The following is a 25,984-nucleotide window of genomic DNA, read 5'->3' as shown; positions in this document are numbered from 1 at the left end:
TCGATTTTAATCATCAACCAGCTTGTTCAAGGCTTTTAGTTCTTCACAATCTGCCGAATCGCCGCATTCGGGCTGTGGTTTGCCTTTACTCAACTGCTTTTCGAGTTGCTCAATGCGCTGTTGCTGGGCAATGGCCTGGTCGATCAAGCCATGCATGGCTTTGATCAAAGGGTCATCGCCATTTTTTGAAACACCGTAGGCTGAAAACTCTTCTTTGGTTTTCGCAGCCCCAGTTAACTCTTCAGCGGGCATTCTTTCCTCTGCCTTCAAGATCATTCGGGCCGGGTTGCCCACCGCAGTTGCGCCGGCGGGCACAGGCTTGGTTACCACTGCATTGGATCCAATTTTCGCGCCCTCGCCCACAGTGAAGGGGCCCAGCACTTGCGCGCCAGCTCCCACCACAACGCCCTTTTCAAGCGTGGGGTGTCGCTTGCCTGGGGCAAGCGATGTACCACCCAAAGTAACGCCTTGATAGATCGTCACATCGTCGTGCAACTCGGCAGTTTCACCGATTACCACACCCATGCCATGGTCGATGAATACCCGACGGCCAATGCTGGCGCCAGGGTGAATTTCAATGCCAGTGAAAAAGCGTCCCAAATGCGACAAAAAACGCGCCAGTGTAGTGAATCCCGCTGCCCAAGATTTGTGAGCCAGGCGGTGCCAAATCAAGGCATGCAAGCCGGGGTAGCACAAAAAAACTTCCAGGCGGCTGCGAGCCGCCGGGTCTTTCTTCAAAATTGTGTCGATGTCTTCTTGCAGTCGAATCCACATGCGCGGAATACCCTAGGTCTAAAGCTGGTCGCCGCAGTGTATCACGGCTGCATCATGGCTTCTTGCGCTCCATTTCATGCGGATACAGGCGGTTGTCAACCACACGAATTACATCTGAAAAAAAGCCCCGCAGCATGTCCACTTCCTCTTGTTCCAGCGGGGTTTTTGCCAACATCCGCGCCAAACGTTGTACCACCTTCTTCGGCTTGTCCGGGTTAATGAAGTCGACTGCTTCCATGGCTTGCAGCCAATGGGCCTGCAAGTCAGCCACCGCCTTCACACTGGCCAGCCTTTCACCCTTGACCAAGCCTGCTGCAAGTGAATTCTCGCCACCATATGTACCAAGCTCTGTCTTGTCTGCTGCCCATTCCGTACGCAGCGCATACGCCACAATTTGCACAGCCTGCGACAAGTTCAGCGAGCTGTAAATGGGGTTGGCTGCAATGGTGACCTGCCGGTTGCACACCAGCAATTCATCGTTGCTCAAGCCTGTGCGCTCGGCCCCAAATACAAATGCCGCGCCCACACCAGCTTCTGTCAGCGTTAAAGCCTCGCGAGCAGCTTCTTGCGGACTTTGCAAAGCGGGGCCCAGGTCGCGCAGGCGTGCGGACAAAGCAAAAGCCACACTGCGATCAGCCAAAGCATCGGGCAAAGAATCGTAAATTCGCGCGCTTTCAAGTACATCTGCCGCACCGCTGGCCAGCGAAATGGCCTCTTCGGCAATGCAAATGTCAGCTGTTTTTGGCTCGACCAGGCGCAGGTCACTTAAACCCATGGTTTTCATGGCACGCGCCACCGAACCCACATTGCCGGGATGACTTGTTTTTACAAGAACTATTGAAATGGATTCGAGGGAAATGGCTGCGGTCATTTATAATGTCGGGTTAAACGTATTCAAATTGAAAGGAAAGGCCATGCATCCGATGTTGAACGTGGCGGTGAAAGCCGCTCGCGCTGCGGGAAAAATCATTAACCGAGCCGAGCTTGACCTGGATCAGGTAAAAATCGGGGTCAAAGGCCCAAACGATTTCGTCACCGAAACTGACCAAGCTGCTGAAAGCGCAATCATCGAGGTGTTGAAACAAGCCTTTCCTGATCATGCCATTTTAGCCGAGGAAAGCGGTGCTTCCGGCAAATCCGACTACGAGTGGGTCATCGACCCCATCGACGGCACAGCCAACTTCATTCATGGCTACCCGCACTATGCGATTTCTATTGCCCTGCGCGTCAACGGCAATGTGCAACAAGCCGTGGTGTACAACCCAGCAACCAACGACCTGTTCACCGCATCCAAGGGCGAAGGTGCTTATTTGAACAACCGCCGAATTCGCGTTTCGAAGCGCGGCAAGCCCAATGAGTTTTTGGTGGGTTTTGCTTTTCCGAGTGGTCAAAATGAAGGCTCACTTGGTGTGAAGCGCAAAATGCTGGCCTTGACTGAAAGTACCGCGGGCATTCGAAAATCAGGCTCTGCTGTACTTGATTTGGCCTACGTCGCCTGTGGTCGGCTGGATGGTTACATGTGTTTTGGCTTGAAACCTTGGGATTTGGCCACTGGCGTGTTGTTGGTTTCTGAAGCGGGTGGCTTGATCACTGACCCACAAGGCAACGACACGTTCATGGAAACTGGCGACGCAGTGGCCGGCAACCCAAAAGCTCTTCAATACCTGCTGAGTTTCAAATAAAACAGTGACCAAACAGTGACATTGAGTTCAACCCAACCATTTGCATCACAGGCGTTTGAAAACCACACGCCGATGATGCAGCAGTACCTTACCCTAAAAGCCGATTACCCCGACAAACTGCTTTTCTATCGCATGGGCGATTTTTACGAGCTGTTTTTCGACGATGCACAGCAGGCGGCGCAACTGTTGCGCATTACCCTGACCCATCGCGGCCAATCGGCCGGGCAACCCATCCCCATGGCTGGCATTCCTTTTCATGCCGCTGACCAATACCTGGCCAAGCTGGTTGCCTTGGGCCATTCAGTGGCGATTTGCGAGCAAGTGGGCACACCTGGGCTAAGCAAAGGCCCCATGGAACGCAAAGTGGCGCGTGTGGTAACACCGGGCACGCTGACTGAATCCACCCTGCTTCCCGATCAGGAAAACAAAACCCTGCTTAGCCTGTATTCCGAGGATGGCAAACACTGGGGTGTGGCTTGCCTTTCCCTATCGGCAGGCAGCATTCGCTTACTTGAATGCGATTCAGGCGCACTGGCTGCACATTTAAGCCGCTTCAACGCAGCTGAAGTGCTGGTGAACAACCGCACATGGGCGCAGCAAAGCCAAATCACAGGCAGTGGCAAGCAATGCATAGAACGCCCGGCTTGGCACTTTGATGCGGGCTTTGCACAAACCCATTTGCAAGCAGTGTTGCAGGCGGCCAACCTTGAAAGCCTTGAACTGAACAAAGCCAAATTGGCCGTGCCTGCCATGGGTGCAGCGCTGCAGTATGCCAAAGAAACCCACCTTAGCATCGACACCTTCAAGCATGTTTCAGATGTGCAGGTACAACACGAGCACGATTTTTTGGTGCTCGATGAGGCCGCCCGCCGCAATCTGGAACTGACTGAAACCCTTCGGGGCGAGCCAGCCCCTACGCTGTTTTCGCGCGTTAACAGAGCGGGCAGTGGCATGGGTGCAAGGCGCCTTCGCCAGTGGCTTCTTGAACCAATGCGCAACATCGCTGCGATCGAGGCACGACAAAACAAAATTCAACACTTGTTGGCCACCTTGGGTCAAGCACCCGAACCTGCATGCTTTGGGTTGGTGAAAACACTGCGCACCATGGCGGACATTGAACGCATCAGCAGCCGCGTAGCCATGCAAACCGCCAAGCCACGGGATTTGCTGGCCCTGCGTGAAAGTCTGCAAGCCCTGCCCCACGTGGCCGAGTTAATTAACAGTTTTGAAGGCGACGAATTCAACGCAGCAATCCAAGCTCTGCAAGCGCCACCGGAATTGCTGGCCGAACTGATGCAGGCCTTGGCCGAAAACCCACCTGTGCTGATTCGCGATGGCGGGGTAATTGCCGATGGTTACCATGCTGAATTGGACGAGCTGCGCAACATTCAAACCGGCAGCGGCCAGTTTTTAATTGAACTGGAAAAACAGGAACGCGACGCCACTGGCATTGCCAACCTGAAAGTTGAATTTAACCGGGTGCACGGTTTTTACATTGAGGTCAGCAGCGCGCAGGCAGACAAAGTGCCAGGGCACTACATACGCCGGCAGACTATGAAAAATGCCGAGCGTTACATTACCGAAGAATTAAAAGCTTTCGAGGAAAAAGCGCTGTCTGCAAAAGACAAAGCCCTGAACCTTGAAAAAGTAATTTATGAAAACCTGATGGCCTGGCTGGGCCAATTCACACCCTTTTTGCAGCGCTGCGCCCGGGAATTGTCTGAACTGGATGCTTTGGCAGCACTGGCCATTGTGGCGTTTGAAGCCAACTGGGTTCGCCCGCAACTGGTGCCACATGCCCTGCTGAATATTCAGCAAGGCCGGCACCCGGTACTTGAAATGCAGGTGGAGCAATTTACCCCCAACGACTGCGCCCTGCACCCCGGCAAACACATGGCACTGATTACCGGCCCCAACATGGGCGGCAAAAGCACCTACATGCGCCAAACTGCCTTGATTGCGCTGCTGGCCCACATGGGCAGCTACGTGCCCGCAGCCAGCGCACAAATTGGTTTGCTCGACCGAATTTTTACACGCATTGGTGCTTCAGATGACCTTGCGGGCGGACGCTCCACCTTCATGGTGGAAATGACGGAAGCAGCCACCATTGTTCGCCAGGCTACACCGCACAGCTTGGTCATCATGGATGAAATTGGGCGGGGCACCTCCACTTTCGATGGTTTGTCACTGGCCTGGGAAATCGCCAAGCGCCTTGCCAACACCAACAAATGCTTAACCCTGTTTGCCACCCATTACTTTGAAATTACGGCGCTGGGCAATGAACTGGACAGCGTGTTCAATGTGCATTTGTCAGCCACTGAACACCAGGGCAAATTGGTGTTTTTACACCGCATTGAAGCAGGCCCTGCCAGTCAAAGTTACGGCTTGCAGGTAGCCAAGCTGGCGGGTTTGCCCGCCTTGGTGGTAAAAAATGCGCAGAAACGCCTTGACCAACTGGAAGCAGAAAAACGTTCAATGACTGCGCAGGTGGATTTGTTCGACCTGCCTGTTGAGACCGAAACTGAAGCCCCTGCCAGCACAGAACATGTGAACCTGATTCTGGAAAAGCTGAGCGAGATCGACCCCAATGAACTTAGCCCTCGCGAAGCCTTGCAACTGGTGTTTCAATTGAAAGGCTTGCAAGGTTGAGCAGGTGGCACGCAGCCTTTAAACACTGCGCGGCGCAAATGATGGCGCTGTGCCTGCTGGTGTTATCGCCCATGCAGGCAGCAATCGCGCAAGTTGCTGAATTCAGTTTTGCATTGATCGGCGACCAACCCTACAACGACTTTTTTGAACCCGCCACCGATCAGCTCATTCAGAGCATCAGCAACGATTCGGGTGTGCAATGGATTTTGCACATCGGCGACATCAAGGGCGGTGCCGAGCCCTGCACTGATGAACGGCTGGAACGTCGAATTCAGCAATTGAATCGCAGTACAAAGCCTCTGGTGTATGTGCCGGGCGACAATGAATGGACAGACTGCCACCGAGATTCCGCAGGTGGTTTTAATTCGCAAGAACGATTGGATTTCCTGCGCCAGCTGGCATTCAAACCGGTCAATGAAGTAACTTCGACACTGGGCAGCAACACCTTTCCGGTTCGCCAGCAAACTGAACACTCTTACCCTGAACACCTGATGTGGCAACAAGGCAGCACCTTGTTCATCAGCTTGAATGTACCGGGCAGCAACAATGACCTGCACAATCCGCCTTCAAGAAAAACCAGTGGAAGTGAAGTAAAACGGCTGCTAAAACAACGCAAGTTGGCGATTGCTGATTGGTTGAAAGATGCAGAGCAGCTTTTTCAAGCGAAGCACAATGCGCCGACTGAAACGGTGATCACCATCCAGGGCAATCCAATTGATGGCTCAGGTGGCCAATCCACCAATCCAGGCAAAAACGGCTATGCGGAGTTCATGAAACGCATCGTGGAATACATCAACACAACGCAACGTCCTGTGTTGCTGGCTCACGGTGACACACACCGGTTCAAATGGGACAGGCCAAGCCTGAAGAAGTTTGGCGGCACTGCGGCCACCGATGCCTTGTTTTACCGCGTGGAAAGCTGGGGGCATCCGTTCCTGAATGTTTGGGTAAAAGTCAGTGTGAAGCCCGGCGCCGAAGTGCCTTTCACAGTTGAAAGCATTTCTGAAACCGCCGAGCCCAACAACTAATCTCAATTCAATTTTTTGGCGTCTGGATTGGGCGCTATGCTGAACAAGGATTGTGCCGCTGCACCTTGGGCCTTTTCTTCCTCGTTGGCCAAACGAATGTCCAATACTTTCAAGTGGTAACGCAAAGCCATGCCAGCGAATGGATGGTTGCCATCGAGCACCACTTTCCCCTCTGCTATGTCTGTCACCGTCCACACACGGCCAAATCCGGTGTTTTCGTCTGTAGCGGTTTCATCAGGTTCGTTTTCGTCATCAACTGGCACCTCTTCAAGCTGCATGCCAATTTCCAGTTCCTCACCGAAACTTTCCATGTCTTCCACCCGCATTAAATCCGGGTCGAAGTCACCAAACGCGTCCTCTGGCTCCAGCTGAACAAACACTTCATCGCCCACCGCTTTTCCTTCGACAGCTTCCTGCAGTTTCGGGAACACTTCGTTTTCGCTGCCTTGCAAGTAAATGATTGGCTCACCACCGTGTTCCTGAATCAATTCACCCTGCGCATCACGCAGCTCAAAATCAAGGGTAACCACCGTGCCGTGTTCAACAATCATCGTACATAACTCCAGAAATCAGCGCCCGAACAGTGGGCAGTCTTTTAAGGTGGCCTATGATACCCGTAATCGACAAATCACCCAAATTCACAAAGCATCCAATGATCAAACCCCTCACCCACATTGCTGGCGTTTCAGTAGAACAGTTCATGAAAGAAGACTGGCACACCAAGCCACGGCTGTTTCGCCAGGCCTTCCCGAACTTTGAGCCCCTTTGCGATTTTGACACCATTGCAGAAATGGCCTCTGATGAAGACATCGAAAGCCGCCTTATTCAGCACAGCAAGAAAGGCTGGACCCTTGAACAAGGTCCCTTTGAAGAACTGCCCGGCATGAACAAAAAAGCATGGACCGTCTTGGTACAGGGCATCGACCACCATTTGCCCGAGGCCTACGACCTGCTTCAGTTGTTTCGCTTCATTCCCGACGCTCGGCTTGATGATGTCATGCTCAGCCTGGCCAGCGACGGTGGTGGTGTAGGCCCTCACTACGATTCCTATGACGTGTTTTTACTGCAAATGCACGGAAAACGTCGCTGGAAGATTGGGCCACTGCTGAACATGGATCTGGAAAAAGACGTTCCACTGAAAATTTTGAAGAATTTTGAAGCCACCGAGGAATTTGTGCTCGAGCCAGGTGACATGCTTTATCTGCCACCAAACTACGGCCACGATGGAGTGGCTGAAGGCACTTGTTCAACGCTAAGTATTGGCTTTCGGGCGCCAACCCAGGCCGAGGTGCTTGCAGGAATTCTGCGCGACTTGGCAGATCAGGTTGAAAGCAGCCCCGAAATGCAAAACACCCTGTTTTCCGATCCAGGTCGTGGAACACAGACCAACCCAGCAGAACTCCCTGACGACCTGCTGAATTTCGGTGTTAATTTATTCAGGCAATACACCAGCAAATCACCGGAAGTACTGCGAAGCACAGGCTGTTTGCTAACAGAACCCAAACCGCATGTGTATTTTGTAAACAACACTGAAGATCAGGAATTACACGAAATTATTGGTGTATTGGCAGAGCGCGGTGTGGCACTAAGCATGAAAACTAAAATGTTATTCAAAGACAATGTTTTTTTCATAAATGGCGAGTCTGTCAACCCGACAGACGACCTCACCGTTAAACAGTTGCAAATGCTCGCAAACCAGCGCGAAATGGACCCGTCCGACGCTACAATGGCATTGGAAAATCCTGAATTTCAGTATTTTTTACTAGGCTTTGTAAAAGCGGGCTGGGTAGAAACCCTAATGTGATTAAATTCATTTAGAATTTGAAACGACTCAGTAAAGTCAATAGAATTTTGCTTCCAAAATATGGTCGAAACAATGACTTGAATTTGGCGCGCTATTCGATAGAATTTGCAGAGTTTTCCGCGTGAGTGCTTGAACACCCGGCAGGAAAATGGGTGATTCTGGGTTCTCTTGTGAGCCTATTTGCTCTAAAAAAGGCGCTTGAATCGGCGCCTAGTTCGTGACCCCAAAAGGAAATAACATGAAAAATTCAATTTTGATCGCATCATTGTTCGCAGTTGCTTTGGCCGCTTGTGGCAAGAAAGAAGAAGCTGCTCCAGTTGAGCCAGCAGCACCTGCCGTAGTTGAACCAGCACCTGTAGAGCCAGCACCTGCTGAGCCAATGGCAACTGAGCCAGCACCTGCTGAGCCAATGGCCACTGAGCCAGCCGACGCGACAGCGCCAGCCGAAGAAGAAAAGAAGTAATTTCACAGCGCCTTTAATGGCGCTTGAAACGAAAAAGCCCCAAGCGAAAGCATTGGGGCTTTTTTTATGAACACCAGAATATTCTACAGAATAGTCTGTTGTGTAGAGCATGAATCCAATTGCCTGCTCACCGCCATTGGATCAAGACTGGTCCAATCCATTCCCTCAGCCTGGCAAGCAATTTCAAACATAATTCCGCGGGGACCCAAAACCTGCTGCCACATGCTGTTAACCACCTCTGGAGAATTGGTAGTCTGGCTCAAATGTGCAGCCACCACAAACTTCAATCTGCCAGAATCCAGCTTTTGAAGAATGTCGCAGGCCACTTGATTGCTTAAATGCCCGAAGTCACCGCCCACCCGTTTTTTAAGACTCGGTGGATAAGGCGAGTTGGACAACATTTCTGGGCAGTGGTTGGACTCAAGAATCAAAGCATGGGCCCGGTTCAGCATACTCACCAAGTGCGGCGTGGAACTGCCACAGTCGGTCAAAATGCCAGTCACGAATCCGGTCTTGGACTCGATCAGCATTTGAATGGGCTCCACAGCATCGTGGGGCACAGGAAAAGGATGAAGTGTGAGGCCATTGATTGAAAACGGAGAATGGCTGTCAATCAAAACCACGCGACCCGACTGAAGATAATCCTCATCAGTCAGCTTCGAACGCAAGGCTGCACGCCAAGTACCATGGGTCAGGTAAACCGGCGTTCCAAACTTTCGGCTGAATTTGAACACACCACCAATGTGATCGCCATGTTCATGGGTCACTACAATGGCGTCGATCTCAGCAGGGGTTAAGCCAACTCTTTCCAAACGGCCCACAGCTTCTTTGACTGCGAAGCCGCAGTCCACCATCAACCGAGTGGGGTCAACAGTCAGCCCGCATTCGAACAGCCAACTATTGCCCTCGCTACCGCTTCCCAAACTAGCAAAACGCACACCAGTTACCGCAACTTACCGGCCAGTTTGGTTGCAGCCTCTTCAGAAATGGCCACGTCGATTGCCGCACCCCGCTCCGAAGTAAACTTCACTGATGTGGCTTTGCTGCCCTCGGGCGCCACGACAACCTGGAAACGCTGGTCGGCTTTCAAGGTTTTGTCGTTTGCCGCGCCACCGAATATCTTGCCGAAAAACCCGGTTTTTCCGCCTTCTGCTGAAGCAGAGTCAGGGATGTATTTAACGTAGTACACGCCATTGGAACGGTCTCGGTCTTCCACGATAAAACCTGCGCGATCCAGGCCAAAACCAACTCGGCGCCAAGCCAAGGGGAAGTCTTCCGCCAAAACGATGGAAGTGCCTTCAGGCTTTTTTTGGACAGAAACCAATTCCTGGGCTACAGGGCGACCCGATGCCGCAGCAAGTTGTTCGTTGCCTGTGAGTTTGGACATGAGGCGGTTCAACATTTCAGCTTCCAGCTCAGGATCAGATGGACGATTCATCCAGACCAGATTCGACTGAGATTGATCTGTGTAATTCTCTTCCATGCCACGGTGGGTTACAAAAATTTCCACCCCGCCGCCCTCAATAGGCTCTACACGTGTGCGATACCTATCGCGGGTATTGCTTGAGTAAAGACCGTCAAATACAGTACCGATGACTTTGCGCAAACCATCCAGTGGAATATTTGCACGGTTCTCCGCCCAGTTCGTTTCCATCAGGCCAATCTTGGGGTCGTCCACCGCCAATTCGAAACCTGTGTCTTTCCAGAATTCTCGCAGTTGGGGCCACAATTGCTCCGGAGGCATTTTAACCTCCAGTGACCGCAGATTGCCTACTCGCTTGATTTTCACATCCTCAGAACCTACCAACACCGGCGCTACAGCAGCTTGGGCTCTTGAACCAGCAGGACGAGTACCACCGTAGAATTCAGCCGCAGAAACCGCGCCTGAACCGGATTCGCCAGGAATCATGAACTGCTCATCGGCTGACTGCGCTGTCAAATCTGGTGGCACTTCAAGCCCTTGAACACGCTTTTCGGCAGTGCGGTATGCAGTCTTTTGACCTTCAACCGCCTCTTTGTAGGAAGCACAGCCAGCGGCTGTAGATACAGCGGCAGCAATCAGCAACAGCTTGAATGGGGTCTTCTTGTTCAATTCCATGGGTTTCACAGCCTTAAATAATCTTTAGTCGATCAAGCGATGTGCGCGCAATGCAACATCAACCGCTTGGTGATAGCCCGATTCAAGTCGGGTCAAAGGCAAGCGCACGCCGGGTGCCATCTTGCCCATTTTACTCAGTGCATACTTCACGGGAATGGGGTTAGCCTGTACAAACATGGCCTGGTGCAAATCAAGCAGAGCCAGATTCAATGCATGGGCTGTTTTTGCATCACCAGCAATTGCGGCGGCACACAGTTCATGCATCAACTTCGGTGCCACGTTGGCGGTCACAGAAATATTGCCTTTGCCACCCATCAGCATCAAATTCACTGCAGTGGGATCGTCTCCGCTATACACCGCGAAATCTGCTGCTGTGTCGCGAATTAGCCATGCCCCACGCTCCAGGTTTCCAGTTGCCTCTTTGATACCAGTGATGTTATCGATCTGGCTCAATCGGACCACCGTGGAATGCGCCATGTCAGCAACGGTTCGCCCTGGCACATTGTACAAAATAACCGGCAAATCCACTGCTTCGGCCACTTTGCGCATATGCAGGTAAATACCTTCCTGCGTGGGCTTGTTGTAGTACGGCACTACCTGCAAACTGGCGGCAGCGCCCACCTTTCGGGCATATTCAGTCAGCTCAATAGCTTCAGTGGTCGAATTACCGCCTGTACCCGCAATAATCGGGATGCGGCCCGCGGCCTGTTCAACGGCTACACGTATCAATTCTCCGTGCTCTTCCACGTCCACAGTCGGCGATTCGCCGGTTGTGCCAACGGCAACGATTGAATCAGTGCCTTGTTCAATATGCCAATCAATGAGCTGACGGTAGCTGTCGTAATCCAGCGAACCGTCTTCAAACATCGGCGAAACAATCGCGACAATGCTGCCAGTGATCATTTAATCCCTTTGAGTGAGTGTTATTGATCCAGATTGTATCTCAGACCAAGTGCCTGTAATGCCCATGGCCCGTTGAATCATTGCAGGGCTTGGAATGCTGCGAAGCCCTTGTTCAAAACGCAGAATATTCAATGACGACATACAGGAAAGCAATTCGCCCGGTTCAAGCAAAAACTCGGGGCTGCGGGGCGAACCAAACTGCGCATTGCCGTCCATAAAGGTTTCATACACCAACACTGCCTGTTCAGACTCCAGGTTGGCCAAAAGGTTCTTGAAGTGTGGGCGGTGCAAGTAATTGGTCACCACGATCACATCGTATTGCTGCCCGGCCAGCGGCCAGTCCGCTTGCTCAAGATCCATGACTTCGAAGGTCACCCCCGCAGGCCATTCGGTTTCTGGTGTTTTCACGTCGACTGCATGCACGCTGTAACCAAGGCTGGCCAAATAAAGCGCATGTCGGCCACTGCCACAAGCAAGGTCAAGCGCACGCGCGCCTTGCTTTGGCTGTTTGCCTGCCAGTAAGCCTTCAAGGCAACTTCGTACCCAGGGTGAAGCGTCCATCTCAGGAATAATCCAGGCCCATGTGCTTGCGCACATCTTTCATGGTGTCGGTGGCCATGGCACGCGCACGGTCACAACCTTCCTCGATAATCTTGCGCACCAGCGCGGGGTTTTCGGTGTACATGGCCGCCCGTTCACGCATTGGGGCCAGCTCAGCGGTTACCGCTTGAATAATCGGTTCTTTGCACTGAATACAGCCGATACCGGCCGATTTACAACCTTCCTGCACCCACTGCTTTGTGTTGTCATCGGAATACACTTCATGCAATTGCCACACCGGGCACTTGGCCGGGTCGCCAGGATCGGTGCGGCGCACACGCGCTGGGTCAGTGGGCATTTTACGAATTTTCTGCGAAATATTTTCTGGCGTTTCTCGCAAGGCCAAGGTGTTCTGGTAACTCTTGGACATTTTCATGCCATCCAGTCCCGGCATTTTGCTGGCTTCAGTCAACAAGGCTTTGGGTTCCAGCAGAATTGGCTTGCGGCCAATTTCAGCACCTTTGGCGTCCAGCAGTTTTTCTTTGCTGTAAAAATGATTAAAGCGCCGGGCAATTTCACGCGTTAATTCAATGTGCGGCACCTGGTCTTCGCCCACAGGCACTTGCGTGGCGCGATAAATCAGGATGTCGGCCGACTGCAGCAATGGGTAACCCAAAAAACCATAAGTACCCAAATCTTTGTCGCTTAACTTTTCCTGTTGATCTTTGTAGGTGGGCACACGTTCAAGCCAGCTCAAAGGTGTGTTCATGGAAAGCAGCAAGTGCAGCTCCGCATGCTCGGGCACCTTGGATTGAATAAACAGGGTGGCCTTCTCAGGATCAACGCCAGCAGCCAACCAGTCGATCACCATGTCCCACACGTTTTCCTTAATGACTTCAGGTGTTTCATAGTGCGTGGTCAGCGCATGCCAATCGGCCACAAAAAACAGGCAGGGAAACTCGTTTTGAAGTTTCACCCAGTTTTTCAATACACCGTGGTAATGGCCAAGGTGCAACAAACCGGTGGGGCGCATGCCCGACAATACGCGTTCAGGAAACATGGTGACTTAAAAGTTAAACAAGACGGTTAGTGCGCCCAAACCCACATTTACAATGGGTTGGATGAACATGGGCAAAATACCCAACATCAAGAGTGCGATCAGCACGATCATGCCATAGGGCTCGGTTCTGCTGAAACTGTAGGCTGCAGAACTGGGCAGGAAGCTGAACAGGATTCGCCCACCATCCAGCGGCAAAATGGGCAGCAGGTTCAAGGCTGCCAACACCAGATTCACCACAATGCCTGCCTTGGCCATTTCTGCAAAAAACGGCTCATTCAGGCCCGTCATGAATTGCAGCTTCAAACTAAGCGCCCACATCAAGGCCATGAAAAAGTTGGCACCAGGCCCGGCAAAAGCCACGTAGCGAATGTCTTTTTTGGGGTCGCGCAAATTGCCAAAGTTCACGGGCACTGGTTTGGCCCAGCCAAACAAGAATGCGCCCACACCCATCAGCGTGGATGAAACCAAAATTGCTATGGGCACCAGAATGGTTCCCACAGGGTCAATGTGCTTGATTGGGTTCAAGGTAATGCGCCCGGCCAACATGGCCGTGTTATCGCCATACATGCGCGCCACGTAGCCGTGTGCTGCTTCATGCAGCGTAATGGCGAACAACACCGGCAAGGCGTACACCGCAATGGTTTGAATGATGCTTGAATCCATTACAACTCTTCCTGTACTTCAATACTGACCGGCTCAAGCGGCCCCGTTAAGGGGCCTGCACCAACACGTATTACAACTGGTTCATCGGCAGTCCAGTCAATTACCGTGGTGGGAAATGCGCCGCAATATTCGCCGTCGTCCACAATCAGGTCCACATCGTTGCCAACCGCTTCCTGGGCTTCCCAACCACTGCGCGCGGGCTCTTCCATGCCGGGCAGCTGCAAGGTGGTAGCGATTAACGCACCCTCAATATGTTCAAGCAAGCCCTGCACCACCACGTGGGCAGGCACACGCAAACCAATTGATTTTTTGGAGGGGTGTGAAACCCGTTTGGGCACTTCCTTGGTGGCTTCCAGAATGAAGGTGTACGGGCCGGGAAACACCGACTTCAACAAGCGGTATTGCGCGTTGTTCACTTTGGCGTAACTGCCCAGTTCGCTCAAGTCTTTGCACAGAAGCGCCAAGTGCTGCTTCTCGGAAATACCTTTTAACCTGCGAAGGCGCTCAACCGCATTTTTGTCATCGAGGTGGCACACCAAGGCATAGCAACTGTCGGTCGGAATGGCGGCTATACCACCCGCATTGATAAGGTCTGCCGCTTGTTTGCACAGGCGGGATTGCGGGTTTTGAGGGTGTACATTGAATAACTGCGCCAAGGGGGATCCTGTTAACTGAACAACTTACCCCAATTATCCCAGATTGGCACGCAACCATCAGGCAGGCGGGGCAATTCACCCAAATTAACCCTGGATTCATTGGGGCCATGGAAATCAGACCCACGTGAAGCTTTCAAGCCCGAACGCACCGATTTGCGCGCATAGGTGGCGTACTGGTCGGTGGTGTGGCTGCCAGTGACCACTTCAATGCCCACGCCACCGATTTTTACAAATTGCTCCACCAACTCGTCCATTTGCATGGGATTCAAACTGTAGCGGCCAGGATGGGCGATGACGGGTAAACCGTTCGAGTCTAGAATCCAGTCCACAGCCTGTTTCAAACTGGCCCATTCATGCGGCACATAGCCGGGCTTACCAGGGGTTAAAAAGCGCTCAAACACCTCGCGAATTTCGCTGCAAACACCCCGCTCAACCAGGCAACGTGCAAAGTGGGTTCGGCTGATCAAGTCGGGGTTGCCCACAAACTTCAACGCGCCTTCGTACACGCCATCGATCCCCACCTTCTCAAGCTGACGTGACATTTCTTTCGCGCGCTCGGTTCGGCCACTGCGCACACTGGCCAAGCCGTTTGAAAGGGGTGAGTCCACATAATCCACATTCAAACCCACAATGTGCAAAGTAACCACAGACCAGGTCACAGAGATTTCCACACCGGGTATGAAAATCATATTGTGTTCGGCGGCGGCCTTGGCCGCGCGGGCCAGCCCGCCTACTTCATCGTGGTCGGTCAGCGACCATATTTGTACGCCGTTTGCTGCCGCGCGGGCGGCGAGTTCTTCAGGGGTCAGGGTGCCATCAGAGGTGGTGGAATGGCAATGCAAATCCGCGTTGATAAGATGCGGGTCGCTCCAGTCGAGTTCCTTTACCAAAACGTGTGCTGCTGTACTCATACTTTTGCAATCGGCTTATTGGGCAGATTGCTCCAATTCAACTTGCATCAACCAGGCCAATTCTTCTTCGGAAAAACCAGCTTGCGCGCGGGCCTTGAAATTGAAGGGCGAACGGGGCTGCGGTGCAGTGTATTCACGCAAACAGTACTCGAATGCTTCAATTGGATCGCGTTCTTCATTGTTACACACTTCATTAAACCAGCGGTTGCCAATGGCCACATGACCAATTTCATCGCGCAAAATAATGTCCAAAACTTCGGCACTTTCCGTGTCGCCTGCAGCGGCCAGTTTTTCACGAATGGCCGGGGATACGTCCAGTCCACGGGCTTCCAAAAGCCGGGGCACCAAAGCCAGGCGAGCCAACAGGCTGCCCTTGGTTTTCTCAGCCATTTGCCACAGCCCGTCGTGCGCCAAGTAGTCGCCGTATTCCAAATTGTAAGCAGCCAAACGCTCGCACAACAAAGTGTGGTGATAGGCCTCTTCTTTGGCCACCTTCAGCCAGTCGGCATAGAACTGGGCGGGCATGTTTGAAAACCGAACCAGCAAATCAAGCGCCAAGTTAATCGCATTGAATTCAATGTGGGCCAGTGAATGCAACAGCATGCCCCGCCCCTCCGGCTGGCTGACCTTGCGGGTGGGCACGCGCGCCGGGTGCACCAGTTCAGGCTGATCAGGCCGGCCCACTGTCGATTCAAATTGCAGGTGTACGCCAAGTGGCAATTGTTCATCAATGCAATGCACCAAGTGAACTTTGTCCACGGCGTTTTTACATTCCAGTGCCTGCAAGGCGGCATGCCTTAAGGTGTGTTCCTGTTCACTGCGCATTGGGGGTCACTGCATTGAAGTTCGATGCATGTTATTTTAAGCCAAACAAGGCAAGGCACCACCCGAAAACAGGAGACGAATGTGGCCAAATACAAAATCAATGGGGAAGCCCCCACGGTACACCCCAGCGCCTATGTGGCTGAAATGGCCAGCGTGATCGGCAAAGTACAACTGGATGAGAACACTTCGGTGTGGGATTTCGCCGCCATTCGTGGCGACAATGAGTTGATTCACATCATGGAAGGCAGCAATGTGCAAGAAGGCGCAGTGCTGCACACCGACATTGGCTACCCAATGGTTGTGGGAAAAAATGTAACCGTGGGCCACCAAGCGTGCTTGCACGGTTGCACCGTGGGCGAAGGCAGCTTGATTGGCATTCGTTCTGTGGTGTTGAACGGCGCAAAGATTGGAAAAAACTGTATTATCGGCGCCGGCGCTTTGATCACTGAAGGCAAGGAAATTCCTGACCGCTCCCTGGTAGTGGGCTCGCCTGGCAAAGTGATCCGCACGCTGAACGATGATGAAGTGGCACGCCTGATCGGCGCAGCCTTTTATGTTCACAAAGCCAAATTGTTCAAAGACACGCTTGAAAAAATTGACGATTAACATATGAAGTTTTACTTCGGCACCCCTTCCCTACGCTCATGACCGACACGCTACGCACCCTGATATTTGATCAATCCAGCTGCCGTGCACACCTTGTGCACCTAACTGATGCCTGGCAAAAAGTGGTTGCCAACAACAGCTACCCAGCGCCTGTTCAACAGGTATTGGGTGAATTGGTGGCAGCCAGCACCATGCTGTCGGCTTCGCTGAAATTTGAAGGCTCCCTGATTATTCAAATTCAGGGCGATGGGCCCATTCGTTTGCTGGTGGCTGAATGCAACAGTCGCCTTGGGTTACGTGCCACGGTAAAGCTTGCCGACGGTGCAGAGATCCCGGAAACAGCCAATTTCAAAAGCTTGGTCAACGCCACCGGCAAGGGCATTTGCGCCATTATTCTCGACCCCCGAAACCGGCTTCCAGGCCAGGCCCCTTACCAAGGCATTGTGCCGCTGGAAGGTGAATCTGTGGCAGATTCGCTTGAAGGTTACATGCACAGCAGTGAACAGCTTGAAACCAAGCTGATTTTGAATGCAGACTCAAGTACCGCCGCAGGAGTGATGTTGCAGCAAATGCCACAGCATGGCGGTGTGGTGTCGACCAAGCCACACGATGCAGACGGCTGGGATCGCTTGAAAGCGCTGATCAACACGGTTCAATCAGCAGAACATCTAAGCACCGACACCGATGAAATGGCCAAGCGCCTGTTTTGGGAAGAAGACCCCGACGGTTTGGCCGAACGCCAAGCACGTTTTGAATGTACTTGTTCGCGGGAAAAGGTGGGGTGCATGTTGGTATCGCTTGGGCAAGCAGAACTGGACGATGCCTTGTCCGAAACTGCAACCGTAGAAATTCAATGCGATTTTTGCAATGCGAATTATTCGTACACTCGGGAGGATTGCAACGCCTTATTCACCGACGATGCTGGCGACAATTCAGAACCTTTGCCACCTACGCTGCATTAATTTGATGTGCCTTGGGGCGGATTTGGCTTCGCGGTGCCTTGCTGCCCCGTGACCTGTTGCCCTGCCCTCGGCTCGATTAGCTGAATGAAAACTTCGTCTTTCTGAATCATGCCGAAGTCGTTGCGCGCTCGCTCTTCAATCGCTTCCACACCTTCGGTCAAACTGCGCACATCGCCTTCCAGCTGCTGATTGCGCAGTCGCAAGGCCTCATTCACCAGCTTTTGCTGGTCCAACTGGTTTTCAAGATCACTGACGCGCAGCACTCCGCCTTTGCCAAACCACAAGGGGTATTGAAGCAAAATCAGCAAACCAAAAAGGACAAGTGAAATCAGCCTGGGGTTCATATACAAGAAGGCCCCGCAGTGCGGGGCCACCTTCGATTAATACCGATTAATCCAGGTTGTAAAAAGCTGAACGGCCGGGGTAGTAGGCGATGTCGCCCAAGTCCTCTTCAATGCGCAGCAGCTGATTGTATTTTGCAACGCGATCTGAGCGGCTCATGGAACCGGTTTTAATTTGCATTGCATTCGTTCCGACTGCGATGTCGGCAATTGTGCTGTCTTCGGTTTCGCCTGAACGGTGAGAAATCACTGCGGTGTACCGCGCACGCTTGGCCATTTCAATGGCGGCGAATGTTTCAGTCAAAGTGCCGATCTGATTGATCTTGATCAAAATGGAATTGGCAATTTTCTTCTCAATGCCTTCAGCGAGAATTTTGGTGTTGGTTACAAACAGGTCGTCACCCACCAACTGCACTTTGCGGCCCATGGTTTTGGACAGGTAAGCCCAACCGTCCCAATCATCTTCGGCCATGCCGTCTTCAATTGAAATGATGGGGTACTTGTTGCACCAGCTTTCAAGCAAGTGCGCAAATTCCTGTGAGCTAAGCTCCATGCCCTCACCAGCCAGCTTGTATTTGCCGCCTTTATAAAACTCGGACGCTGCGCAATCCAGACCCAAAGCCACTTGCGTGCCGGGTTCGAAACCTGCAGTTTCAATGGCCTGAATAATCATTTGAATTGCGGCTTCGTGGTTGGCCACAGAAGGCGCAAAACCACCTTCATCGCCCACCGCTGTGGACATTCCTTTGTCGTGAATAATTTTCTTCAGCGCGTGAAACACTTCCGCGCCGTAGCGGATGGCCTCACGGAAGGAAGGCGCACCCACGGGCAAAATCATGAACTCTTGCAAATCCAAATTGTTGTTGGCATGCGCGCCACCATTGATCACGTTCATCATGGGCACTGGCAGGCTCATGCCGCCCATGCCGCCAAAGTAACGGTACAAAGGCAAACCGGTTTCTTCGGCTGCCGCGCGGGCCACCGCCATGGAAACAGCCAATGTGGCGTTCGCACCCAAACGGCTTTTGTTTTCAGTACCGTCCAGGTCGATCAGGTTCTGGTCCAGAAACACTTGTTCTTGAGCATCCAAACCCAGAATGGCTTCGGAAATTTCGGTGTTGATATTTTCAACAGCGCGCAATACGCCTTTGCCCAAGTAACGGGACTTGTCGCCGTCACGCAGCTCTACAGCTTCGCGAGTGCCTGTGGATGCGCCGGAAGGCACAGCCGCACGGCCCATTGCACCGCTTTCCAGCAACACGTCACATTCCACGGTGGGATTGCCGCGAGAATCAATAACCTCACGGCCAATCACGTCAACAATTGCGCTCATAATTTCCTCTTCAATGGATTAAATTCTGTTTTTGAATGCTCTGCCTGTTTACTGCATCAGGTCTGTTTCCGCCATTGGGCCCGACTTCACCATGCGATCCAGCTGCTGCAATGTAGCAAGCAAGGCCTTCATGCGCGGCAAAGGCCAAGCATTGGGGCCATCCGACATCGCTTTGGCGGGATCTGGGTGGCTTTCCATGAACAATCCTGAAATGCCTACAGCCACTGCCGCACGCGCCAATACTGGCACAAATTCACGCTGACCACCGGACACATTGCCCTGCCCGCCTGGCAACTGAACACTGTGCGTGGCATCAAATACTACAGGGCAACCGGTGTTGCGCATGATGGCCAGGCTACGCATGTCTGAAACCAGGTTGTTGTATCCAAAGCTGACACCGCGTTCACACACCATGATGTTTTTGCCATCACCGCCCGCTTCAATCGCTGCGGCGCGAGCCTTGTCGACCACATTCACCATGTCGCCTGGGGCCAGAAACTGACCCTTTTTGATATTCACTGGCTTACCACAGGTGGCCACAGCTTCAATAAAATCAGTTTGGCGACACAAAAACGCGGGAGTTTGCAACACATCGACTACGCTGGCCACAGCACCAATTTCTTCAATTGCGTGCACATCGGTCAAAATATTGACGTTCAATGTTTTCTTCACATTGGCCAGAATATCCAGACCTTTTTCCATGCCCAAGCCACGGAAGCTTTTGCCTGAACTGCGGTTGGCTTTGTCGTACGAGCTTTTGTAGATGAATGGCACGCCCAGTGACTCACAAATTTCCTTGAGTTGCCCAGCCGTGTCCATGGCCATCTGCTCACTTTCAATCACGCAGGGGCCTGCGATCAGAAAAAACGGCTTGTCCAGACCCACTTCAAAATTGCATAGTTTCATGTGACTTTCTCCTGTTAGTTCCAGCTTATAACGCTTTTCCTAACTTGTGGGCCAAAGCGGCTTTCACATAAGCCAGGAACAGGGGGTGACTGTCGCGCGGAGTGCTGGTGAACTCGGGGTGGAACTGTACACCAAAGAACCACGGGTGATCTGGCAATTCCATGATCTCCGGCAGGTCTTCGTTCGGTGTGCGGGCCGATATGCGCAAACCCGCCTCTTCAAGCTGATCCACGTAATTGTTGTTCACCTCGTAACGGTGACGGTGGCGCTCGTTGACCTCGGGGCCGTAAATCGACTCTGCCAAAGTACCGGGCTTGATGGGGCAGCGCTGAGAACCCAGGCGCATGGTGCCGCCCAAATCGCTTTGATCTGTGCGCAATTCAACCTTGCCGGTGCTGTCTTTCCATTCTGTAATCAAGGCCACTACAGGGGTATCTGCCAAGCTGTCAAATTCAGTGGAATTGGCTTTGGGCAAATCCGCACAATGGCGCGCAAACTCGATCACCGCCAATTGCATGCCCAAGCAAATTCCGAGATAAGGTACTTTGTTCTCGCGGGCGTATTGAATGGCTTTGATTTTGCCCTCAGTGCCGCGCTTGCCGAACCCGCCTGGAACCAACACAGCGTCCAGCTTTTTAAGGCTTTCTGTGCCGTTGGCTTCAATTTCTTCTGAATCAATGTAATTGATGTTCACCTTGGTTCGGGTGTGCAGACCCGCATGGTTCAGGGCTTCAATCAGGGATTTGTACGATTCCGTCAAATCCACATACTTGCCCACCATGCCGATGGTGATGTTTTGCGCCGGGTTTTCCTGCGCGTAAACAATTTCTGCCCACTTCGACAAATCGGCAGGTGGTGCCTCAATATTCAGCTTTTCCAGAACGATGTCGTCAAGCTTCTGGGCTTCCAGCATGGCTGGAATTTTGTAAATTGTGTCTGCATCCCAAACGGAAATTACTGCGTCAAGCTGCACATTTGAGAACATGGAAATTTTTGCGCGTTCATCGTCTGGAATACGGCGATCTGCGCGGCACAGCAAAGCATCTGGGAAAATACCGATTTCACGCAGTTTCTGAACACTGTGTTGTGTGGGCTTGGTTTTCAATTCACCCGCAGACGCAATGAATGGCACCAAAGTAAGGTGCACAAAGCATGCGCTGTTGCGGCCCAATCGCAGGCTCATCTGTCGCACGGCTTCAAGAAATGGCAATGACTCAATGTCGCCTACCGTGCCGCCAATTTCAACAATGGCCACCTCGGTTTCGCCACCCCAGGCAGCGCGTGCACCCTTTTCGATGAACGCCTGAATTTCATTGGTGATGTGCGGAATAACCTGAACGGTTTTGCCCAAATATTCACCACGACGCTCTTTGCGCAATACAGACTCGTAAATCTGGCCCGTGGTGAAGTTATTCGACTTCTTCATTTTGGTGGAAATGAAGCGCTCGTAATGGCCCAAATCCAGGTCAGTTTCTGCACCATCCTCAGTCACAAAAACTTCACCGTGCTGGAAGGGACTCATGGTGCCTGGGTCCACGTTGATGTATGGGTCCAGTTTCAGCATCGTGACTTTCAAGCCCCGACTTTCTAAAATCGCGGCCAAAGAGGCTGCGGCAATGCCTTTGCCAAGGGACGAGACTACCCCGCCAGTAACGAATACATATTTGGTCATAGTGCCAGGCGGCGCTATAAAGCGCGCTCAGTTGGGCACCCAATTGAACAAATTGAGTGCTGTTTGAAAGCAGAATTATAACCTGAGCGCGCTGGGTGCATGCCAGTGAACTTAACTAAACTTCAGTTCGCACGCTGTTTTTTCCTGAAGCTCTTCCCTGCTGACTCCCGGGGCGATTTCCAGCACTTGCAAGCCCTGCGGCATAACGTCCATTACCGCCAAATCAGTAATAATGCGGTTCACCACAGCCTTGCCAGTCAAGGGCAAAGTGCATTCAGGCAAAATTTTCAGATCGGTGGTACCGTCTTTCTTGCGGGCCACATGCTCCATCAGCACAATTACTCTTGAAACTCCTGCCACCAAATCCATGGCACCGCCCATGCCCTTCACCAGCTTGCCCGGAATCATCCAGTTGGCCAAATCGCCTTTTTGGCTGACCTGCATGGCACCCAAAATGGCCAAATTGATGTGCCCACCACGAATCATGGCAAATGATTCTGCACTGGAGAAAAACGCAGAGCCTTTCAGGGTAGTGACAGTTTGTTTGCCTGCGTTGATCAAATCTGCATCGACTTGTTCCTCGGTCGGGAAAGGCCCAATGCCCAACAAGCCGTTTTCACTTTGCAGCATCACATCCATGCCATCGGGAATGTGATTGCTCACCAAAGTGGGCAAGCCAATGCCCAAATTCACATAAAAACCGTCTTGCAACTCTTTGGCAGCGCGCGCCGCCATCTCATCGTGATTCCATGCCATTTTTTATTCTCCTTCTTATGCAGTGGCAGCCAAAGTGCGCTTTTCAATTCGCTTTTCGGGGTTGGCGTTCAACACCACACGCTGTACATAAATACCCGGGGTGTGAATGAAGTTGGGGTCAAGTGCGCCAACCTCCACAATTTCTTCTACTTCAGCCACTGTGAACTTCGACGCAGCTGCACATTCCGGATTGAAGTTACGGGCGGTAAGCCGGTAAATCAGGTTGCCAGAGGTATCCGCCTTCCAGGCTTTTACCAGTGAAATATCCGCTTTCAGGCTGTGCTCCAACACATAATTTTCACCATCGATCACACGGGTTTCCTTGCCCTCGGCAATCACGGTGCCAAAACCTGTTTTCGTAAAGAATGCGGGAATGCCTGCACCACCTGCACGCAGCTTTTCAGCCAAGGTTCCTTGCGGCGTGAACTCCAGTTCAAGTTCACCGCTCAAATACTGGCGCTCAAATTCTTTGTTCTCACCCACATAGGAAGAAATCATTTTTCGAACTTGCCGGGTTTCCAGCAAGCGGCCCAGACCAAAGCCATCGACGCCCGCATTGTTTGAAATCACGGTCAGGTTCTTCGCGCCCGATGCACGCACCGCCTCAATTAGCGCTTCCGGAATGCCGCACAGGCCGAAACCGCCCACAGCAAGAGTCATTCCATCTTTAATTTTGTCGACCAATGCTTCTGTGGCACTTGCTGAAATCTTATTCATCCCCATGTCTTTGTTCCTCATGCTCTAAATTTGTGTTCATAGTTTAACGTTTAAGCACCTACAAACATCTTGCTGCAACGCACAAAAGCAAGTTTCTCAGACTAGAGATCAAAGTCAACTATTTTTTCCCGTTATGCAATAAGCTTTCGGCTTAAAATCAAGGCAGCACCTAGCTGTAGTACCTGCGAAATACTTAAAGGAGACGCACCCAATGTCGGCAGTTGAACGAGACATGATGGAATACGACGTACTGGTTGTCGGCGGAGGCCCAGCCGGCCTTTCCACAGCCATTCGCTTGAAGCAAGTGGCCGCTGAAAAGGGCCAGGAAATCAATGTGTGCGTGCTGGAAAAAGGCTCGGAAGTTGGCGCTCATATTTTATCGGGTGCTGTGATGGACCCACGCGCGATAACCGAGTTGTTCCCTGACTGGAAAGAACGTGGTGCACCGCTGAATACCGAAGTGACTGAAGACCAATTTTTGTTCTTGACAGAGACATCTGCCAAAAAAGTACCCAACGCACTGTTGCCCGAATGTTTTCAGAACCATGGCAATTATGTGATTAGCCTGGCGAACGTGGTCCGCTGGCTGGGCGAACAAGCGGAAGCGCTAGGCGTTGAAGTGTTCCCTGGTTTCGCAGGCGCGGAAATTCTGTACGACGACAAAGGTGCTGTGAAGGGCGTACAAACTGGCGACATGGGCATTGGCAAAGACGGTGAACACACCCACGCATACCAGCCCGGCATGGAACTGCATGCCAAATACACCGTGTTTGCTGAAGGTGTACGTGGTCACTTGGGCAAACGCGTCATTGAAAAATACAACTTGAATGAAGGCCGCGACCCACAGGTTTATGGCATTGGTTTGAAAGAACTGTGGGAAATTGACCCCGCCAAACACAAGCCCGGTTTGGTCGTTCACTCCGGCGGCTGGCCGCTCGATTCGAATACCTACGGTGGCTCATTCTTGTACCATCTGGAAAACAATCAGGTTGCTGTTGGATTCGTGGTTGGCTTGGCTTATGAGAACCCTTACCTGTCACCTTTCGAAGAATTCCAGCGATACAAAACTCACCCGGAAATTCGCAAATATTTTGAGGGTGGCAAGCGCATTTCTTATGGCGCACGTGCCATTGCCGCAGGCGGCTTGATGAGCCTGCCCAAGCTGGTATTCCCCGGCGGTGCACTGGTGGGCTGCGATGCTGGCTTTTTGAATGCATCGCGCATCAAAGGTTCGCATGCCGCCATCAAGAGCGGCATGCTGTGCGCAGATGCGATTGCAGACGCATTGACCCAAAACCGAGCTGGCGACGAATTGGAAGCTTACCCAAAGGCCTTCCACGACTCTTGGTTGTTCGATGAGTTGTACCGCGCCCGCAACTTCAAGCAGTGGATGAGCAAAGGCCTTTACACCGGCACCATGATGGTGGGCATCGAGCAAAAGCTGTTCAAGGGCAAAGTGCCATGGACCTTGCACCACAAGCACGCCGACCATGAATGTCTGCGCCCTGCTTCTGAATTTCAGCCGATCAACTACCCCAAACCCGATGGCAAGATTACATTTGACCGGTTGAGCTCAGTATTCATTTCAAACACGAACCACGAAGAAAACCAGCCTGCACACCTAACATTGAAAAATGCCAATGTGCCAGTGGCCACCAACCTGACCACCTATGCAGGTCCGGAACAGCGCTACTGCCCGGCGGGTGTGTATGAGTACGTGAAGAAGGAAGACGGAAAAGACCAGTTGCAGATCAATGCACAAAACTGTGTGCATTGCAAAACCTGCGACATCAAAGACCCCACGCAAAACATTGTGTGGGTAACACCGGAAGGTGGTGGCGGGCCGAACTACCCGAACATGTAAGCAAGATTGGAACGCCGGCTTTTCAGTCGGCGTTTTTGTTTAAGCAGTGTGCGCTCAAGCCAAAGCAGCGAGTGAGAATGCTTAAGCCAATAACGCAGTGCTGCGTTCATTTTGCCGATTCAGGCGAACGTCCCGTTTGATGCGTAGCGAGGAGCAATTTCGAAGAAATTGATGCGAAGACGCTTTAGCGTTTCGCATACCCCAAGCCAGCAATCAAAAAGGGGAGAACGTTTGCCAAGGCGAAATGATGCAACACGCGATATTGGTGAAAGCAGCGCCACTCACTGGCAAGCAATGGTGCATGTGCGCGCATTCAACAATCAAGACGATAAATCAGAGGTAGTGTCGTTCAACAATTTTGAATTTTCATTCGCATCAATCTCGAACGTGTATTCGCCCTTCAACACGTTTGTGACGTAAGCAAAACGGCCATTCACGGTCACCCCATCCAACTTCAACTCGTAGAAACAGCCTGCCGACTGCCCACACCCGTTTTCAAACAAATGTCGGCTGGTGGCTTCGTCAATCCATTTCACTGAATATTTTTGATCGGCGATGTGAACAGTGACGGGTTTCCATTCCGTTTCACAGAAGTTTTCCACCACTTGGGCACCGCTTGATTTGTAAACCAATTCGCAATCTGTTTTAGCCAGAAATGGCAATTTAAGCGTGGGCGTTTCAGGCGCAGGTTTGCAGGCAGACAAAACAACTGCCGCTGAACATACAACGCACGTGAGTAAACTTTTCATGGTGAATTTTCTTGGAGTGGAT

At 52.1% G+C, this 25,984-nt stretch carries 27 protein-coding genes; 8 read left to right on the top strand and 19 right to left on the bottom strand.

Features of this window, described 5'->3' with window-relative positions:
• Positions 1-6 precede the first annotated feature (6 nt).
• Positions 7-774, bottom strand: a complete 768-nt coding sequence (gene cysE, locus NSP04_RS08315) for a serine O-acetyltransferase (protein WP_257511875.1) — start codon at positions 772-774, stop codon at positions 7-9.
• A gap of 52 nt (positions 775-826) precedes the next feature.
• Complete coding sequence (locus NSP04_RS08310) at positions 827-1,645, bottom strand: RNA methyltransferase (protein WP_257511874.1); 819 nt, start codon at positions 1,643-1,645, stop codon at positions 827-829.
• Positions 1,646-1,688: 43 nt separating this feature from the next.
• Between NSP04_RS08310 and NSP04_RS08305 the strand changes: the two genes are divergently transcribed.
• From NSP04_RS08305 to NSP04_RS08295, 3 genes are all read left to right on the top strand, one after another.
• Positions 1,689-2,456 (top strand): inositol monophosphatase family protein, encoded by a 768-nt coding sequence (locus NSP04_RS08305; RefSeq protein WP_257511873.1) that lies wholly within the window; start codon positions 1,689-1,691, stop codon positions 2,454-2,456.
• Positions 2,457-2,528: 72 nt separating this feature from the next.
• Entirely contained in the window at positions 2,529-5,105 is a 2,577-nt protein-coding gene (gene mutS / locus NSP04_RS08300) for a DNA mismatch repair protein MutS (RefSeq protein WP_257512269.1), read from the top strand.
• Positions 5,102-6,133 carry a metallophosphoesterase gene (locus NSP04_RS08295; protein WP_257511872.1) on the top strand — a complete coding sequence of 344 codons (1,032 nt, stop codon included), beginning with the start codon at positions 5,102-5,104 and terminating at the stop codon, positions 6,131-6,133. The genes mutS and NSP04_RS08295 overlap by 4 nt, the downstream gene beginning before the upstream one ends.
• 2 nt (positions 6,134-6,135) lie before the next feature.
• On the opposite strand, the gene NSP04_RS08290 is transcribed toward NSP04_RS08295, so the two are convergent.
• Positions 6,136-6,684 carry an FKBP-type peptidyl-prolyl cis-trans isomerase gene (locus tag NSP04_RS08290; protein ID WP_257511871.1) on the bottom strand — a complete coding sequence of 183 codons (549 nt, stop codon included), beginning with the start codon at positions 6,682-6,684 and terminating at the stop codon, positions 6,136-6,138.
• A 101-nt stretch (positions 6,685-6,785) separates the two neighbouring features.
• On the opposite strand from NSP04_RS08290, the gene NSP04_RS08285 reads away from it, so the two are divergent.
• Both NSP04_RS08285 and NSP04_RS08280 read left to right on the top strand, forming a co-directional pair.
• A complete protein-coding gene (locus NSP04_RS08285; RefSeq protein WP_257511870.1) occupies positions 6,786-7,937 on the top strand; it encodes a cupin domain-containing protein in 1,152 nt (383 codons plus the stop codon).
• Positions 7,938-8,175: 238 nt separating this feature from the next.
• Positions 8,176-8,400: a hypothetical protein gene (locus NSP04_RS08280; protein WP_257511869.1), complete on the top strand. Its 225-nt coding sequence runs from the start codon at positions 8,176-8,178 to the stop codon at positions 8,398-8,400.
• 83 nt (positions 8,401-8,483) lie between these two features.
• Here the strand turns inward: NSP04_RS08280 and NSP04_RS08275 are convergent, their stop codons facing one another.
• Genes NSP04_RS08275 through NSP04_RS08235 form a run of 9 tightly spaced genes read right to left on the bottom strand, consistent with a single transcriptional unit; the run spans position 8,484 to position 16,056 of the window.
• The gene (locus NSP04_RS08275; protein WP_257511868.1) at positions 8,484-9,338 is read right to left on the bottom strand and encodes an MBL fold metallo-hydrolase; all 855 of its coding nucleotides are present in this window, start codon (positions 9,336-9,338) and stop codon (positions 8,484-8,486) included.
• A 5-nt stretch (positions 9,339-9,343) separates the two neighbouring features.
• Positions 9,344-10,498 (bottom strand): NlpB/DapX family lipoprotein, encoded by a 1,155-nt coding sequence (gene bamC, locus NSP04_RS08270; protein WP_257511867.1) that lies wholly within the window; start codon positions 10,496-10,498, stop codon positions 9,344-9,346.
• A gap of 24 nt (positions 10,499-10,522) precedes the next feature.
• Positions 10,523-11,401 (bottom strand): 4-hydroxy-tetrahydrodipicolinate synthase, encoded by an 879-nt coding sequence (gene dapA, locus NSP04_RS08265; RefSeq protein WP_257511866.1) that lies wholly within the window; start codon positions 11,399-11,401, stop codon positions 10,523-10,525.
• Positions 11,402-11,962 (bottom strand): class I SAM-dependent methyltransferase, encoded by a 561-nt coding sequence (locus NSP04_RS08260; protein WP_257511865.1) that lies wholly within the window; start codon positions 11,960-11,962, stop codon positions 11,402-11,404. It abuts the gene before it with no gap.
• Between the two features lies 1 nt (position 11,963).
• Positions 11,964-13,001, bottom strand: coding sequence for a tryptophan--tRNA ligase (gene trpS, locus NSP04_RS08255; RefSeq protein ID WP_257511864.1), 1,038 nt, complete (start codon positions 12,999-13,001; stop codon positions 11,964-11,966).
• A 6-nt stretch (positions 13,002-13,007) separates the two neighbouring features.
• Positions 13,008-13,664 (bottom strand): site-2 protease family protein, encoded by a 657-nt coding sequence (locus NSP04_RS08250; RefSeq protein ID WP_257511863.1) that lies wholly within the window; start codon positions 13,662-13,664, stop codon positions 13,008-13,010.
• A complete protein-coding gene (locus NSP04_RS08245) occupies positions 13,664-14,320 on the bottom strand; it encodes an L-threonylcarbamoyladenylate synthase (RefSeq protein WP_257511862.1) in 657 nt (218 codons plus the stop codon). The genes NSP04_RS08250 and NSP04_RS08245 overlap by 1 nt, the downstream gene beginning before the upstream one ends.
• 11 nt (positions 14,321-14,331) lie before the next feature.
• Positions 14,332-15,231: a 3',5'-nucleoside bisphosphate phosphatase gene (locus NSP04_RS08240; protein ID WP_257511861.1), complete on the bottom strand. Its 900-nt coding sequence runs from the start codon at positions 15,229-15,231 to the stop codon at positions 14,332-14,334.
• 15 nt (positions 15,232-15,246) lie between these two features.
• Complete coding sequence (locus NSP04_RS08235) at positions 15,247-16,056, bottom strand: ferritin-like domain-containing protein (RefSeq protein ID WP_257511860.1); 810 nt, start codon at positions 16,054-16,056, stop codon at positions 15,247-15,249.
• Between the two features lie 81 nt (positions 16,057-16,137).
• Between NSP04_RS08235 and NSP04_RS08230 the strand changes: the two genes are divergently transcribed.
• Positions 16,138-16,662, top strand: coding sequence for a gamma carbonic anhydrase family protein (locus tag NSP04_RS08230; protein ID WP_257511859.1), 525 nt, complete (start codon positions 16,138-16,140; stop codon positions 16,660-16,662).
• A gap of 38 nt (positions 16,663-16,700) precedes the next feature.
• Positions 16,701-17,624: an Hsp33 family molecular chaperone HslO gene (hslO, locus tag NSP04_RS08225; RefSeq protein ID WP_257511858.1), complete on the top strand. Its 924-nt coding sequence runs from the start codon at positions 16,701-16,703 to the stop codon at positions 17,622-17,624.
• On the opposite strand, the gene ftsB is transcribed toward hslO, so the two are convergent.
• The 6 genes from ftsB to NSP04_RS08195 form a co-directional block, all read right to left on the bottom strand.
• Positions 17,621-17,968 (bottom strand): cell division protein FtsB, encoded by a 348-nt coding sequence (gene ftsB, locus NSP04_RS08220; RefSeq protein WP_257511857.1) that lies wholly within the window; start codon positions 17,966-17,968, stop codon positions 17,621-17,623. The two genes, hslO and ftsB, sit on opposite strands and share 4 nt — an antisense overlap.
• Positions 17,969-18,014: 46 nt before the next feature.
• The gene (gene eno / locus NSP04_RS08215; RefSeq protein ID WP_257511856.1) at positions 18,015-19,298 is read right to left on the bottom strand and encodes a phosphopyruvate hydratase; all 1,284 of its coding nucleotides are present in this window, start codon (positions 19,296-19,298) and stop codon (positions 18,015-18,017) included.
• 48 nt (positions 19,299-19,346) lie between these two features.
• Entirely contained in the window at positions 19,347-20,204 is an 858-nt protein-coding gene (kdsA, locus tag NSP04_RS08210) for a 3-deoxy-8-phosphooctulonate synthase (RefSeq protein WP_257511855.1), read from the bottom strand.
• 25 nt (positions 20,205-20,229) lie between these two features.
• The gene (pyrG, locus tag NSP04_RS08205) at positions 20,230-21,876 is read right to left on the bottom strand and encodes a CTP synthase (protein ID WP_257511854.1); all 1,647 of its coding nucleotides are present in this window, start codon (positions 21,874-21,876) and stop codon (positions 20,230-20,232) included.
• Between the two features lie 111 nt (positions 21,877-21,987).
• Entirely contained in the window at positions 21,988-22,632 is a 645-nt protein-coding gene (locus NSP04_RS08200) for a CoA transferase subunit B (protein ID WP_257511853.1), read from the bottom strand.
• A 15-nt stretch (positions 22,633-22,647) separates the two neighbouring features.
• Positions 22,648-23,349 (bottom strand): CoA transferase subunit A, encoded by a 702-nt coding sequence (locus NSP04_RS08195; protein WP_257512268.1) that lies wholly within the window; start codon positions 23,347-23,349, stop codon positions 22,648-22,650.
• Between the two features lie 211 nt (positions 23,350-23,560).
• On the opposite strand from NSP04_RS08195, the gene NSP04_RS08190 reads away from it, so the two are divergent.
• Positions 23,561-25,213: an electron transfer flavoprotein-ubiquinone oxidoreductase gene (locus tag NSP04_RS08190; protein ID WP_257511852.1), complete on the top strand. Its 1,653-nt coding sequence runs from the start codon at positions 23,561-23,563 to the stop codon at positions 25,211-25,213.
• A 320-nt stretch (positions 25,214-25,533) separates the two neighbouring features.
• Here the strand turns inward: NSP04_RS08190 and NSP04_RS08185 are convergent, their stop codons facing one another.
• Positions 25,534-25,962 (bottom strand): hypothetical protein, encoded by a 429-nt coding sequence (locus NSP04_RS08185; RefSeq protein WP_257511851.1) that lies wholly within the window; start codon positions 25,960-25,962, stop codon positions 25,534-25,536.
• Between the last annotated feature and the right edge of the window lie 22 nt (positions 25,963-25,984).

Source organism: Limnobacter parvus (assembly GCF_024623725.1).
In the GTDB taxonomy this organism is placed as follows: Bacteria; Pseudomonadota; Gammaproteobacteria; order Burkholderiales; family Burkholderiaceae_B; genus Limnobacter; species Limnobacter parvus.
The sequence above is the reverse complement of the archived record's forward strand: the minus strand, read 5'-3'. Positions and strand labels throughout refer to the sequence as shown.

Bases quoted from the DNA above. Each gene is read 5' to 3' on its own strand.
- cysE (WP_257511875.1), bottom strand. From the start codon at position 774: ATGTGGATTCGACTGCAAGAAGACATCGACACAATTTTGAAGAAAGAC.
- eno (WP_257511856.1), bottom strand. From the start codon at position 19,298: ATGAGCGCAATTGTTGACGTGATTGGCCGTGAGGTTATTGATTCTCGC.
- NSP04_RS08280 (WP_257511869.1), top strand. From the start codon at position 8,176: ATGAAAAATTCAATTTTGATCGCATCATTGTTCGCAGTTGCTTTGGCC.
- NSP04_RS08250 (WP_257511863.1), bottom strand. From the start codon at position 13,664: ATGGATTCAAGCATCATTCAAACCATTGCGGTGTACGCCTTGCCGGTG.
- NSP04_RS08260 (WP_257511865.1), bottom strand. From the start codon at position 11,962: ATGGACGCTTCACCCTGGGTACGAAGTTGCCTTGAAGGCTTACTGGCA.
- NSP04_RS08310 (WP_257511874.1), bottom strand. From the start codon at position 1,645: ATGACCGCAGCCATTTCCCTCGAATCCATTTCAATAGTTCTTGTAAAA.
- NSP04_RS08200 (WP_257511853.1), bottom strand. From the start codon at position 22,632: ATGGCATGGAATCACGATGAGATGGCGGCGCGCGCTGCCAAAGAGTTG.
- NSP04_RS08195 (WP_257512268.1), bottom strand. From the start codon at position 23,349: ATGAATAAGATTTCAGCAAGTGCCACAGAAGCATTGGTCGACAAAATT.
- mutS (WP_257512269.1), top strand. From the start codon at position 2,529: ATGATGCAGCAGTACCTTACCCTAAAAGCCGATTACCCCGACAAACTG.
- bamC (WP_257511867.1), bottom strand. From the start codon at position 10,498: ATGGAATTGAACAAGAAGACCCCATTCAAGCTGTTGCTGATTGCTGCC.
- kdsA (WP_257511855.1), bottom strand. From the start codon at position 20,204: ATGAAACTATGCAATTTTGAAGTGGGTCTGGACAAGCCGTTTTTTCTG.
- pyrG (WP_257511854.1), bottom strand. From the start codon at position 21,876: ATGACCAAATATGTATTCGTTACTGGCGGGGTAGTCTCGTCCCTTGGC.
- NSP04_RS08290 (WP_257511871.1), bottom strand. From the start codon at position 6,684: ATGATTGTTGAACACGGCACGGTGGTTACCCTTGATTTTGAGCTGCGT.
- NSP04_RS08240 (WP_257511861.1), bottom strand. From the start codon at position 15,231: ATGAGTACAGCAGCACACGTTTTGGTAAAGGAACTCGACTGGAGCGAC.
- ftsB (WP_257511857.1), bottom strand. From the start codon at position 17,968: ATGAACCCCAGGCTGATTTCACTTGTCCTTTTTGGTTTGCTGATTTTG.
- NSP04_RS08190 (WP_257511852.1), top strand. From the start codon at position 23,561: ATGTCGGCAGTTGAACGAGACATGATGGAATACGACGTACTGGTTGTC.
- NSP04_RS08185 (WP_257511851.1), bottom strand. From the start codon at position 25,962: ATGAAAAGTTTACTCACGTGCGTTGTATGTTCAGCGGCAGTTGTTTTG.
- hslO (WP_257511858.1), top strand. From the start codon at position 16,701: ATGACCGACACGCTACGCACCCTGATATTTGATCAATCCAGCTGCCGT.
- NSP04_RS08305 (WP_257511873.1), top strand. From the start codon at position 1,689: ATGCATCCGATGTTGAACGTGGCGGTGAAAGCCGCTCGCGCTGCGGGA.
- dapA (WP_257511866.1), bottom strand. From the start codon at position 11,401: ATGATCACTGGCAGCATTGTCGCGATTGTTTCGCCGATGTTTGAAGAC.
- trpS (WP_257511864.1), bottom strand. From the start codon at position 13,001: ATGTTTCCTGAACGCGTATTGTCGGGCATGCGCCCCACCGGTTTGTTG.
- NSP04_RS08235 (WP_257511860.1), bottom strand. From the start codon at position 16,056: ATGCGCAGTGAACAGGAACACACCTTAAGGCATGCCGCCTTGCAGGCA.
- NSP04_RS08285 (WP_257511870.1), top strand. From the start codon at position 6,786: ATGATCAAACCCCTCACCCACATTGCTGGCGTTTCAGTAGAACAGTTC.